Origin of the sequence: Pseudomonas sp. PvP027 (assembly GCF_017833005.1) — a bacterium.
In the GTDB taxonomy this organism is placed as follows: Bacteria; Pseudomonadota; Gammaproteobacteria; order Pseudomonadales; family Pseudomonadaceae; genus Aquipseudomonas; species Aquipseudomonas congelans.
The window spans coordinates 1,894,645-1,908,475 of sequence record NZ_JAFIBK010000001.1; the positions used below are offsets into that span (position 1 = coordinate 1,894,645).

Sequence of the window (13,831 nt, forward strand, 5' to 3'; positions counted from 1 at the left end):
CTCCTGATCGCCGACTGCCGCTGAGTCCAGCAGAACAGTCATTGAGTAAATACCTCGATCAAGCGAGGTGCTATGGCGGGCAACGGACAGATTTCCACGGCAGCATCAATCGCTGCGGCAGCCTTGGGCATGCCATACACAGCAGAACTGGCCTGATCCTGAGCGATGGTCAGAAACCCCCGCTCGCGCATGGCCTTGAGCCCCTGTGCACCGTCGCGCCCCATCCCTGTCAACAGAACGCCGACCGCTTCGCCATTCCAATAACGGGTAACGCTCTCGAAAAACACATCAATCGAGGGCCTGTAAACTTCATTCACCGGCTCCGCCGTGTAGGCCAGCGTGCCGTCCTTGAGCAAACGGATATGATGATTGGTGCCCGCCAGCAACACCACCCCCGGCTGTGGCGTTTCGCCCTCCCTTGCCAGACGTACCGGCAGACCGGAGGCCGAGCTCAACCAGTCGGCCATACCGGCAGCGAAGACCTGATCGACGTGCTGCACAAGGACAATCGCCGCCGGGAAGCTCACCGGAAGCCCCTTGAGCAGAATCTCCAGCGCCGCAGGCCCGCCTGCCGAAGAGCCGATCGCCACGAGCCGGTCGCGTTTCGAGGGCGGGGAAGCCGGTGCCGCCGCAACTCGGGCAAGGCCGACACGCTGACCGATCAGCCAGTCGATATTGAGGATCTTGCGCAGCAGTGGCGCCGCCGCCTCCTTGGGATTGGGACCACCGATGGCCGGCGTGTCCACCACATCCAGCGCGCCGTGCCCCATCGCTTCGAACACGCGGCGCATGTTCTGCTCGCGGTCGACGGTTACGATGACGATGGCGCAGGGTGTTTCGGCCATGATCCGGCGCGTGGCTTCCACGCCATCCATCACCGGCATGATCAGGTCCATCAGGATCAGATCCGGGGTCTGCTCGACACAACGCTGCACGGCGTCGGCACCATTGGAGGCCACCCAGATGATCTGGTGCGCGGGCTCGAAGGCCAGCGCGCGACGCAGGGCTTCGATGGCCATTGGCATATCGTTGACAATGGCAATCTTCATCCTTGAGCGTCTCCTATCAATTCGACAACAGCATCGAGCAAGGCATCATCGTGGAAACTGGCTTTGGCCAGGTAATAATCGGCGCCGGCGTCCAGGCCGCGACGCCGGTCTTCTTCGCGGTCCTTGTAGGACACGACCATGACCGGCAAGGACTGCAAGCGGGTATCGCGGCGCAACAGGGTCACCAGCTCGATACCGTCCATACGCGGCATGTCGATGTCGGTAATCAGCAAGTCGAAGTCCTCGGCGCGCAGCGCGTTCCAGCCGTCCATTCCGTCTACGGCCACCGACACGTCGTAACCTCGACTGAGCAGAAGCTTGCGCTCCAGCTCGCGCACGGTCAAAGAATCATCGACCACCAGCACGCGCTTGCGTGAAGCCAGATCTACCTGACGATTGCGTCGATCAATGCGCTCCAGACGGCCGGTATTCAGGAGTTTTTCCACCGAGCGCAGCATGTCTTCGACATCGATGATCAACACCACCGAGCCGTCGTCCAGCAAGGCCCCTGCCGAAACGTCCTGAACCTTGCCCAGGCGCGGATCGAGCGGCATCACCACCAGCGTGCGCTCACCGATGAAGCGTTCGACGGCCACGCCATAAACAGCGTCGCGCTCGCGAATCACCACGACCTTGAGCGTTTCTCCGGCCTTCTGCGCAGGCGGCCGGTTCAACAGTTGGCTGGCCGAGACCAGCCCCACATGACGCTCTTCATCCCAGAAATGCTGACGCCCTTCCAGCTGCAGAATGTCGTCAGGCTGCAGGTCGCGCATGCGCTCGATATGCGCAAGCGGAAAGGCGTAGGCTTCACCGCCCACCTCCACAACCAGGCTGCGCACCACTGAAAGCGTCAGCGGCAGTTCAATTCTGAAACGGCTGCCCTCGCCCGCCCATTGCTGCAGCTCCACGCTGCCATGCATTTGGCGAACCATATGCTGCACGGCATCAAGGCCGACCCCTCGGCCGGAAATCTGCGTGACCTTGTCGCGCATGCTGAAGCCCGGCAGGAACAGAAAACTCAGCAGTTCCTCTTCGCTCAACTGCGCGGCGGTCTCGGCAGGCGAAAGCTTGCGGTCGACGATACTCTGGCGCACACGCTCAAGGTCCACGCCGCCACCGTCGTCGCTCAACTCGACGACCAGCAAGCCGGCCTGATGCGAGGCCTGCAGACGAATCAGACCTTCAGGGTCCTTGCCGGACGCCACGCGTTTCTCGGGCGATTCGATGCCGTGGTCCACGGCGTTGCGCAACAGATGGGTCAATGGCGCATCGAGCTTTTCCAGCACATCGCGATCAACCTGCGTCTTCTCGCCTTCGATCTGCAAGCGGACCTGTTTGCCCAGTTCACGCCCCAAGTCGCGGACCATGCGTGCCTGGCCGTTCAGTACATCGGCGAAAGGTCGCATGCGGCAGGCGAGCGCCGTGTCGTATAGCAGCTGCGCACGTTGCGCCGACTGCCAGCCGAACTCGTCCAGCTCGGCAGTGTGCCGGGCCAACACCTGTTGCGCCTGGGACAAGAGATTGCGCGCGTCTTCCAGGGCTTTTTGCACATCGGCCGAAGGACCTTCCTCGCCAAAGCTGGCGCCCAGTACTTCAAGCGCACGATCGCTGCTGCTTTGCAGGCGCTTGAGCCGCTGCATACCGGCCAGCAGCGGCTTGAGGCGCTGAGTTTCGACCAGCGATTTGCTGGACATGTCCAGCAGCCCGTTGAGGCGCTCGGCGGTGACTCGCAAGACCCGCTCGCCACCTTCGGCCACACGCCGTTCACGCAACGGCGTAAACGGCGCTTCAGGTTCCGGGACAGGCATGGCGGCTGGATTGGCGGGCACTGGCGAGTCAACAGCCGAGGGCTCAGGCACGGACTCCGGCACAGCTGCCCCGCTGGACGTCTCGAACTGCAGCATGGCGCTGGCAAGTAAAGCGTCCGAGGCAGGGTCCGGCAGTGGCGTACTGACCGCGCGCGCTGCGCCGGCGCCGGAAGACAGCAACGCATTGAGCCTTTCGACGTAACTGTCGATATCAGGCTGACCAATACCGTCGCTGCCTGGCGTGGCGATACGCATCAACAGATCAGTACCCGACAGCAACGCGTCGATATGTTCGGCCTGAAGCAGCAGTCGCCCTTCCTGGGCGCTGACCAGACAGTCTTCCATCACATGCGCGACGCTCACGCCGAAATCGACGCCGACAATCCGCGCTGCGCCCTTGAGCGAATGCGCGGCACGCATGCAGGCTTCCAGCTGATCCGCCTGGGTCGGGTTACGTTCGAGTGCCAGCAGGCCCGCACTCAGTACCTGAGTCTGCGCGTCGGCTTCCAGCGTGAACAGTTCGAACAGCGAGGCGTCACGCATTTGATCTGGCGTCATGTGAGGCTCCGATACACCGCCGACAACAACTCTTCTTCGTCCAGCCAGCGCAGGCTGCGGCCTTTCCATTGCAGAACGCCACGGGTGAAACGGGCGTTGGCGTGCGTGCCGGAAGCCGAAGCGGCCTCCAGCTCACGCTCGTCGATGGCGTGAATGCCGTCCACCTCGTCGACCGGCACCACCACCGGGCCACCTTCTACGCTCACGATCAGCATGCGCGGCACCACCCGCGCCGACGGGGTATTCACAACGGTGCTGTCCAGCCCAAGCAGCTCGACCAATGAAATGCACGCTACCAGAGCGCCGCGTACATTGGCGACACCCAGCAACGCACGCGAACGCTGGTGTGGCAGTGAATGGATGGTCTGGCTGAGAGCCACTTCCGAGAGGCAGCGCGACGCCAGGCCCAGCCACTCTTCGCCAAGACGGAATACCAGAATCGAACGGGTCTCGATATCGCGCAGCAACACCGAACCCTGAAAATGCTCAGGCGACTCCTGGGCCAGCGAATAGCGATCCAGCAAACGAGTGGCAGCAGCCGAATAAACTGCGCAGTTGCGGCAGTGAATGTGCTCTGCAAGCAATGGGCAGGAGCGATCGCCATGAATCCCGATGCGGTTCCAGCAATCATCGAGATCCACCGCCTGATCATGGGTGAGACTGGAAAAACCGGACACGCCCGCCATCAGTGGTTTCCTTGTTTATTCGCGCCACGCGCAGCGCGGTCCTGCAGGCGGCGTGCGCCGGCAGTGTCACCCTGAGCAGCCAGCAATGCTGCCAGTTGGGCCAGCGATTCGGAATGCTGCGGTTGCAGATACAGCGCCTTGCGATAAAAGCCCTGCGCCTGTGGCACAAGCCCTTCCACTTCGCTGAGCAGACCCAGCCAGTAAAACACCTGCGCGACCGGCTCATGCTGCTGCAGATAACGCTCGCATGCAGCCCGCGCCTCGGCACTTTTGCCTTCGTTGGCCAGCCCCGCAATCCTGTCGAGCAATGCAGACACATCGCTATTGCCCGCCGCAGCGACGGGTTTCGCAACAGGCGCAAATGCCGCGGATGTGCGCGGCGCAGGTCGTGGTGCGACCGCTCTGGCAGGTGCCTCGACGACAGGACGGGGTGCAACGGGTGCAGTGACCTGCCTGGGCGTCGGAGCAGGCACCGCAGCCTCGACAGGTGCGTGCCGGAAAGCGAACGACTGGGCGATACCTATCGAGCGCATGCCGATACCAGCCAGCAGGTTGCCCTCCGCCGGACCGATAAACAGCAGGCCGTCTTCACGGGTCAGTTGTTTGAGCACCTTGAACACATGTTGCTGGGTCTGCCGATCGAAATAGATCACCAGATTGCGGCAGAAGACGATGTCATAGGCCGCCTGCGAAACGAGTTTCGGGTCGAGCAGGTTGCCCGGCTGAAAACTCACACAGGCGCGAACACTGTCAGCGATTTCAAAGCCGTCAGCGACCGGATTGAAATAGCGCTCGCGATAACTGATGTCGCTGCCACGGAACGAGTTTTTGCCGTAAACACCGTGCTCGGCCTTGGCAATCGAAACAGGGCTGATATCGATGGCATCGACCTTGAATTGCCTGGCGTCGACCCCGGCGTCGAATAACGCCATGGCGATGGAATAAGGTTCCTCACCGGTCGAGCACGGCAGGCTGAGGATGCGCAAGGAGCGCACACCGGCAAGACTGGCGATACGCTCGCGGGCCAGCATGCCCAGGGTGACAAACGATTCGGGATAACGAAAGAACCAGGTCTCGGGCACGATCACCGCTTCGATCAGCGCCTGCTGCTCCTGCGGCGAAGAGACCAGCAGATGCCAGTAGGCATCACTGTCAGCGCAGTGGGCGGCCGTCGCACGCTGACGCAAGGCACGCTCGATGATCGCTTCGCCGACGGACGTCACATCCAGGCCGATACGCTCCTTGAGAAAGCTGAAGAAGCGCGAGTCATCCACCTTCATTGCGCGTCCTCGAGCAGCTCGAGGTCAATCGGCGGAACCGGATACAACAACTCGCGGACCGGCTCGCTCAACAGCTCATGAACGTGAATCCACTGCAACAGGCCCTGCTCATCCTCACGCACCGGTCCGAGATACGGTGACAGGCGATTGTCCAGCCCGTAGGCCTTGAACTGCGCAACCGGGCAGCGCAGCGTTTCGGTCGCCTGTTCCAGAATCAGCCCGAGCAATTGCGCCGGGTGCGCGTCGTCGTAGCGATAATGCACCAGCACCATTCGCGTACTGGTGCGCGAGCGCGCCGGCTGGCCGGAATTCAGCGCACTGATGTCAATCACCGGCACGATCTCGCCGCGGTGGGCAAAGATTCCCGCTACCCAGTGAGGTGCCTGGGCAATGGTCTTGAGCTTCACACGCGGCAGGATTTCAGCGATCTCGGTCGCGTCCAGCGCATAGCGGTCCTCGCCGATGCAAAACAGCAGAAAGAGCTTGCTGGCGGTCAGTGGCGTGCCATTGCGCCTCGGCGATTGATCGCTCATTGAGCCTTCAGACCTTGAATCGCGAAACGCCACTGCGCAGCCCGACCGCGACCTGACTCAACTCGTCGATGGCGAAACTGGCTTGACGCAGTGAGTCGACGGTCTGGCTGCTGGCATCCGCCAGCTGCACCAGCGCCTGATTGATCTGTTCGGCGCCGGTGGCCTGAGCCTGCATGCCTTCGTTGACCATAAGCACACGGGGTGCCAGTGCCTGAACCTGATGAATGATCTGCGACAATTGCTCGCCGACCTGAGTGACCTCGAACATGCCGCGGCGCACCTCTTCGGAAAACTTGTCCATGCCCATCACGCCAGCAGACACCGCCGACTGGATTTCCCGCACCATCTGCTCGATGTCATAAGTGGCGACGGCAGTCTGGTCGGCAAGGCGACGCACCTCGGTGGCAACCACTGCAAACCCGCGACCGTACTCACCCGCCTTCTCGGCCTCGATGGCGGCATTGAGCGACAGCAGGTTGGTCTGGTCGGCGACCTTGACGATGGTGACGACGACCTGATTGATGTTACCGGCCTTCTCGTTGAGGATCGCCAGCTTGGCGTTGACCAGATTGGCAGCGCCCATCACCTGATGCATGGTGTCTTCCATGCGTGCCAGCCCCTGCTGGCCGGAACCGGCGAGAACCGACGCCTGATCGGCCGCCGAGGTGACTTCGGTCATGGTCCGCACCAGATCCCGCGAGGTGGCAGCGATTTCCCGCGACGTGGCGCCGATCTCGGTGGTGGTTGCAGCGGTCTCGGTGGCAGTAGCCTGCTGCTGGCGGGACGTTGCGGCGATCTCGGTGACCGAGGTAGTGACCTGCACCGAAGAGCGCTGCGCCTGCGCAACCAGCGCGGTGAGCTCGGTGACCATGTCGTTGAAGCCGGTCTCGACCGCATTGAACTCGTCCTTGCGCGACAGGCTCAGACGGGTACTCAAATCCCCCTTGCGCATGACGTCCAGGATACCCACGATCAGTTGCATCGGGGCCATGATCGAGCGCATCAGCAACAGCCCGCATGCAGCTGCCGCCATGATAGCGATCAGCAGAGAAAGCACCATGCTGACCTTGGCACCCAGCACAGCATTGACGATATTGGTGGTGGCCTGATCCGCCAGCTGTTTATTGGCCACGATGAGCTCATTGAGCTGCTTGCGGCCCGCGAGCCAGACCGGGTTGACTTCGCCATAGAACTCGGCGCGCGCACCTGCGTAGTCGCCGCGATCGTACTTGGCGTGAACCTCGGCGAGCATGCGCGAATAGGCTTCGCGGCGCTTTTCGAAAAGCGCGAAGCTGTCTCTGTCTGAATCATCGAAGATAGACTTCTTGTAGCCGTCCATCTGTGCCTGCAGGTTTTCGTCAAAACCCTGAAACTGGTCTCGTTCCTGCTTGGTCAGCGGCCGCCCCTGCCCTTCGGCAATCAGCTCCAGCGTGCGGATGTAACTCTCGCCCCAGGCACTGCGCACCAGGGTGCTGTAGTAGACACCGGGCAACGCATCGAGACGAACATCTTCCTCGCTGGACTCGATGGACAACAACCGTGAATAAGATACAACGACCATCAGTAGCATGATTGCGATGATGACGGCGAAACTCGCCAGAATCCGTTGGCGCAAGGTCCAGTTCTTCACAGTCAGCCCTCAAGAGTTCAACGACGGCGTCGGGCCGTGTTCAAGAAGCGGACCGACGAACGGTCCAAACGGCGTGAGTATAGCCCAGCCGTCAAACGTTACATGGGTAATACAGAACGAAGTCACGGCCGCTATCGACCATCGCTCTTTTGCCCTCTTCATGTCTTGTCGGCCATCGTCACCACTACTTGAGCAACGGCCTTCAGAAACAGCAAGCGTACATAGATAGTTAACACTTGAACGGCAAGTCGCGGCCGTAAGCTTTGTCGCCTGTTCATTCACGACAAGGCACTTAAATGCTGGATCTATCTCCGTCGGGCAAGGCGCCTGCGCTCCCGCATCTGCAACTGATAAAAGACAAATCCCCCGCGTGGCTGCTTCAAGCTGAGCCGGCAACTCATGCAGCCTTGCGCAAGGCTTCGCGCCGGCCCGTGCAATGGCTGGCGAGCGCACGCACGTCCAGCCCTGCTCAAGTCGCCGAGCTGCAGCGCCTGTATGCCGAGCACCGCGACCACGAGCAACAGGTACGCCCGACGCTGGATCGCCTGTCGACGCTGGAGGACTTCGCAAGCCCCCTGCTGACAGCCGCCATCAAGGATCGCTTCGGGCTGGAGGTGGACGTTGCCGACACCTGGCTGTTCCACGCCAGTCGTGCGCGAGTCGACCAATCGTTCAATACGGCATCCAGAGACCCGGTAACACAGGCCAACATTGCCCTGAGGGCCGCAACCCAAAGCCTGCTCAAGGCAGCGCTGCAGAATTTCGAAGCCTGGGAAACAGCACCGGGCGCAATGGACTCCAGCACCGGCATCAAGGCCCAGGTGTTTTCTTCCTTTGAAATCCTCGGCCAACAGATCACCGGCAAGTCCTTGCCCATTTCACCGACCGATTTTGCAGCGCTGTGCCGTGAGCTGGACCTGGGCGGCCGATACCAGGCGCATCTTCAGTCCGTCTTCAGCACACCTTTGACACCCGAGGAAACTGCAGACGCTGCGGCATCTAGACTGAGTCAGAGCTTCATGCAACTGGAATCATCGTCGATCCGGCTGCAGTTACAGATTGCATCCCTGCAACAACAGGTCAGCCCGGCGTTGCAAGGCGCCGTTCTGGACATTCTCGATGGCAAACAACATGTCCGGCTCGATAACAGGCCGGTCAACTGCAGCGTACTGTGCCTGGGTGATATCGAACTAACCGGTATTCTGGTTATTGGCAAGGATCGGGATACTGCTACTCAGGCAGAACGGATTGTGGTGTATATCCCGGATGATCCCGTTGCGCCGCTGAAGGAATACGACTCGGTCGAAGTGTTCATAAATGCATTGCGCGACCGGATGTTCATCAACGGCTACCTGAACTTCTTCATGCGCTTCATACCGGCGCGCCATAGAAGTGCCTTGTTTGAAAAGTTGTCTGAACGCCTGCACCCCAAAGTCAAGAAAGGCGGCATTTTCGAGCGTCAGTGGCTGGAGCGTGAAGCCGACCGAAACGCCCGACTCGACCTGAGAGAAAGCGTGCTGCAAGGTCCACTGCTGGACAACCTGTACGAGCGCAAACGCGCAGCCTTGCGCGACGACGCACTGTTTCATGGTGTACCTACCGCGGCGCAGGACCAGAAGACCTTCGATGAGCGCGTGCAGTACTTCATGGACACCGCCTTCAATGTCCTGAATATCGCAGGCTTCGTCGTTCCGGTATTGGGCGAGGTGATGATGGCCGTTACCGCCATTCAGCTGGCTCACGAAGTGTACGAAGGCGTGGAGAGCTGGGCCAAGGACGAGAAACGGCAAGCGTTCGCCTACCTGTTCGATGTGCTCGAGAACGTTGCGCTGATATCGGCGCTTGGCGCCGCAGCGACAGGCGCAGCAGGCATCCCCGCGGTACAGGCGCCCGAGTTCGTGACCAGCCTCAAGCCTGTGGATTTACCGGGTGGCACAACCCGCCTGTGGAAGCCTGACCTGACACCCTTTGCCCATGACATCGTCCTGCCCAAGGGGCTGCAGCCCGACGCTAAGGGCCTGTACACATGGCAAGGCAAACAATGGTTACCACTTGAAGGACGCACCTATTCGGTCAGCTCTGCCGCCAACGGCGACGGTTACCTGATCGAGCATCCGACCCACGCGGACAGCTACCAGCCCGCCTTGCGACACAACGGCGCGGGAGCATGGCTGCATGAGCTCGATCAGCCGCTGGAGATGGAAGGTCTGACCTTGTTTCGACGGCTGGGCTATTCCAGCGAAACGTTTTCCGACAGCACCGCCAGGCGCATCGTCAACGTCAGCAACACGCCTGAATCGGTGATGCGCGAGGCACTCACCGATCAGCGTCGCCCTCCGGCATTGCTTGAGGACACGGCGCGCCGCTTCAAACTGGACCAGGAGATCAATCGTTTCATAGAGCAACTGGAAGCCAACGATGTAAACGCGGCGGCACCGCTTCAACTGGAGCTGCTGAGCCAGGACCGTGGCTGGCCGAGCAATCGCGCGCTGGTCCTGGTAGATGCCGAGGGCCGCACACTCCAGACATTCGCTCCGGTCTATCAGCCGGTCGCGGCTGACACCCTCGACATCACTGTGCGTGCCGATCAACCGGATGCCCTGCGCCAAGTGCTGGAAAAACTGAGCAACAACGAAATCCGCACCCTGCTCAACGAAGAGTTCGGCGCAGGTCAGCTAGGCATGTCACCGCGGCTGATCACGCTACGGGCGCAATTGGCGGTACGCGCACGCGCCACCAGAGGCTGGCTGTTCGAATCCCGTTACCGCGCATTGAACGTCGCCGAGGCGCACGGAGCGCAAACCCTGCAGAAGGCATTTCCCGGCCTGCCAACGTTGGTTGCTCAGGAGCTGGCCAGCCACGCCTCGCCGGCAGAACGGCTGCAACTCACGACGGAACGCCGTGTGCCGCTACCCATTGCCGAAGAGGCCAGCGTCTATCTACAACAGGTGAGGCTGGCGCGAGCCTATGAAGGGCTTTATCTGACCTCAGCCTCCAGCGCTGACACCGACTGCCTTGCGTTGCACAGCCTTGCAGCACTGCCGCAATGGCCGTCACAGGTCAGGCTGGAGGTCCATGACCGGTATTTCGGTGGCCGGCTGATCGACAGCATCGGTCCCGAGGATGCGCCTGTGCGCAAAGTGCTGATCAAGGACGGCAATCGTTACGAGACCCGTGACGCTGACGACCAGCACCTGCACGGGCTGGATGATCTTTACTCGTCCGTGCTGCACGCCCTGCCCGATGCCGAACGCAACCAATTGGGCTTTGCCCACACCGGCCAGGGGCAGGCGCTGGCCGCGCTGATCCAGGACAATCCCCTGCCCCGCCAGCACCTCGCGCCACTGCTGAATATGCAGGCGATCAAGCCTGGCAGCAGATCGCCCATGCGCCTGGCCGACGGTCGCCTTGGTTACCCATTGAGCGGCGACGGCAAGGTCGACTGGCACATGACCGATGAGAGCCTGCTGGACAAGATTCGCATGCTTGAACTGGAAGACGCGTTTCCCGAAGACATCCTCGGCCGTCTGCGCCACGCCGGCTGGGACAACAGAACCATTGATGCACGGCTCAACAACCTGCTGGGCGAGCAAATGCTGCTGCGCGCCAGTCTTGACGCCTGGGCCTATGAAACCGTGGCAATGCCTCCCATGAGTCAGGCTTATATCGACAGTCGCGCGCGCATCAACGACGCGATCTGGAACCACTGGCGCCTCAACAATCTCCCCGAGACAGGACGGACGCTTGAGCCGCTGCGCCTGCAACAGGTCTCGCTGAGTGACTTTCCGCGACATCTGCCGGACTTCGTCTTCAATCGCGTTACCGCGCTGCATCTGGAAAACATATCGGTCGAGCCCAGAGCACGTCCGGGTGCAATTGACCTGACACCTGCCGGCATGAACCTGCCCAGGCAGTCGAACAACAGCGCCGATCTCGTCGCGTTTCTGCAACGTTTCCCGAATACGCGATCGCTGAGCCTGATCAGTGAACCGGCCGCCGGCCTGGCGTCCGAGACCTCGGTGTTTCTCAATCTGCCTCAACACGTCTCCAGTGCCTTGCCGCAACTGACCGATCTGGCGCTGATCAATCAGGGGATTTTTCTGGATCAGGCACAGATAGACCACTTGCGCAGCATGCCCGGCCTGAGAGTGCTCAATCTCAGTGGCAACCGACTGATCAGCATGCTGCCCATGGACCTGAGCTGGCTGCACCTTGATCGCCTGGTGCTGGAGCGGGTCGGCATGCATCGCTGGCCATCCTGGCTGACCGACATGATTCCGAACAATATTCGGGAGCTGTCGGTAGCGCACAACCACCTGACGGAGCTGCCGGGCTGGATCCTCGACAATCCGCCCAGCGCCGGACATAGGACACTGATCGACGTACGCGGCAACATCCTGTCCCGACACAGCGCAATGCATGCACGTATCAATGAAGCGATGTCCGGCAATTCCTTCAGTTTTGTCATGGACACTCCGCTTGCCGTACAGGCCGCTATCAACAGGCAATTGAACGAAGGTGCTGAACTGTCTGCCGCCGTTGATCAGTGGACACATGCCTCCAGTTCGATGGCCGTGCCGAGCGAGCAGATCATCGAATCACGCCGTCAGATCGGCAGGATACTGATCGATCACTGGCGAACCTTCAGCCTGGGGCAGATCCATAGACCCCTGCGCCTGGCAGATATTGCCTTGACCGATTTTCCGCGACAGCTGCCGGATTTTTTTTATCGCCAGGTGCGCTATCTGCATCTGAGCAGAATCACCGGCACGGTTTCTGATCTTGATCAACTGTTGCGCCGCATGACCGACCTGACCTCGCTGGAAATAAACGGGCATGTCACCCCCCTCCTGCAACTGCCACCGGCGCTGCTCGAGCTTCGCTCGCTTCGTTCGCTATCGCTGATGGATCAGGGCATGCTGGTCGATCAACAGCACATCGATTTTTTCGGCCGGATTGCCACGCTCGAGCGGCTGGAGCTGGATGGCAACCGGATAGGCGCCATCAGCCACCTGACCAGCCTCAGTGACACAGCGCTTAACTGGCTGTCACTGAACAATGTCGGATTGGTCGAATGGCCAGCCTGGGTGGAGAGCATGGTTCCGGCGCAAATCAGGACACTGTTGCTGGAGGGCAATCTGATCAGCGAATTGCCAGAGCACATACTCGCCAATCCCGGCAGCGAGTTTGCGCACACGGAAATAAGCCTGCTGAGCAACCCGCTTTCCGAAGACAGCATGCGGCGGGCGCATTTGTCGGAGCGTTACGGACGCTCGTTCACCTTCGACATGGACCTGCCGCCCGAACTCAGCTCGATGGACTGGACAGAACACCATGACTCGGACTCATCAATGTCAGAGTATCTGTCGTCGGCAGGCAGCCGCACATCGACTCCGGAACCCGTCACCGTCGAGCCCTGGCTGGACGACAGCAACCCGCTGAGCGCCGGGCGGCGCGAAATCTGGGAGCAACTGGAAGCCAGCGAGCACACCCGCCACCTGCTCGACCTGATCGACTCGCTGCGTCACAGCGCCGACTATCGCAACATCACCAGCCGCACAGCGCTGCGTGAACGCGTCTGGCGAGTGCTGGTCACCGTGAGTCAGGACCCTCAACTTGGCCAGACCCTCAACGCCATTGCCGAAGAACCGCTCAGGCTGTTCCGTGACAACAACACCTGCCCGGACGGCATCCTTCTGGAGTTCAACCAGATGGAAGTGCTGGTGTTCATCCGCCATTCGCTGCAGGACGTCATAGCGGAGCAGCGAGGTACCCAGTTGTACCGGCTGACCGTCCGTCTGTATCGCCTGTCCGAGCTGGATGCCGCCGCCCGCGAACAGACCGGGAGCCGTGACGAAGCCGAGGTACGTCTGGCGTATCGCACGCACTGGGCCAGCGCGCTGGACCTGCCCGTGCCGCCGGAAGGCATGCTGTACCAGGCCCACGCCGCCATCAGGCCGGGGGAGTTCGATACGGCACTGCTTCGGGTGCAAAACGGAGAGCACGGCGAGCCCTTCCTGCGCTTCGCCCAGCAGCAGGATTACTGGATCAGCTACCTGCGCGAAACCCATGCTGGACGCTTCGAAGCACTCGAACGTGCCTACAGGACTGAACTGAACCAGCTCACCGACGAATTCGAGCAACGCAATATCAGCCTCGACGATCCGGAATACGAAGGACGGATTCTAGAGTTCGAAGCCAGATTCAAGGAGCAGCAGACAGCGTTGATCAGAGAGCTGACCAACGCTGAAGGACTGGAACATCATTGATTGAGCAAGTTGCCTGGC

General features: G+C 61.0%; 7 protein-coding genes. 1 reads left to right on the forward strand and 6 read right to left on the reverse strand.

Annotation, left to right across the window (positions count from 1 at the left end; translation table 11 throughout):
* Positions 1–38: 38 nt before the first annotated feature.
* Genes JOE33_RS07760 through JOE33_RS07785 form a run of 6 tightly spaced genes read right to left on the reverse strand, consistent with a single transcriptional unit; the run spans position 39 to position 7,544 of the window.
* The gene (locus tag JOE33_RS07760; protein WP_010427977.1) at positions 39–1,049 is read right to left on the reverse strand and encodes a chemotaxis response regulator protein-glutamate methylesterase; all 1,011 of its coding nucleotides are present in this window, start codon (positions 1,047–1,049) and stop codon (positions 39–41) included.
* Complete coding sequence (locus tag JOE33_RS07765; RefSeq protein ID WP_054994290.1) at positions 1,046–3,415, reverse strand: hybrid sensor histidine kinase/response regulator; 2,370 nt, start codon at positions 3,413–3,415, stop codon at positions 1,046–1,048. Before JOE33_RS07765 ends, JOE33_RS07760 begins: the two co-directional genes overlap by 4 nt.
* On the reverse strand, positions 3,412–4,101 hold the full coding sequence (locus JOE33_RS07770; RefSeq protein WP_010427973.1) for a chemotaxis protein CheW: 690 nt from the start codon (positions 4,099–4,101) through the stop codon (positions 3,412–3,414). The genes JOE33_RS07765 and JOE33_RS07770 overlap by 4 nt, the downstream gene beginning before the upstream one ends.
* Positions 4,101–5,381: a protein-glutamate O-methyltransferase CheR gene (locus JOE33_RS07775; protein WP_010427971.1), complete on the reverse strand. Its 1,281-nt coding sequence runs from the start codon at positions 5,379–5,381 to the stop codon at positions 4,101–4,103. The genes JOE33_RS07770 and JOE33_RS07775 overlap by 1 nt, the downstream gene beginning before the upstream one ends.
* Complete coding sequence (locus JOE33_RS07780; RefSeq protein WP_010427969.1) at positions 5,378–5,914, reverse strand: chemotaxis protein CheW; 537 nt, start codon at positions 5,912–5,914, stop codon at positions 5,378–5,380. The genes JOE33_RS07775 and JOE33_RS07780 overlap by 4 nt, the downstream gene beginning before the upstream one ends.
* A 7-nt stretch (positions 5,915–5,921) precedes the next feature.
* Complete coding sequence (locus JOE33_RS07785; RefSeq protein ID WP_096126184.1) at positions 5,922–7,544, reverse strand: methyl-accepting chemotaxis protein; 1,623 nt, start codon at positions 7,542–7,544, stop codon at positions 5,922–5,924.
* Positions 7,545–7,840: 296 nt separating this feature from the next.
* Between JOE33_RS07785 and JOE33_RS07790 the strand changes: the two genes are divergently transcribed.
* Positions 7,841–13,813, forward strand: coding sequence for an NEL domain-containing protein (locus JOE33_RS07790; protein WP_187625106.1), 5,973 nt, complete (start codon positions 7,841–7,843; stop codon positions 13,811–13,813).
* Positions 13,814–13,831: the final 18 nt, after the last annotated feature.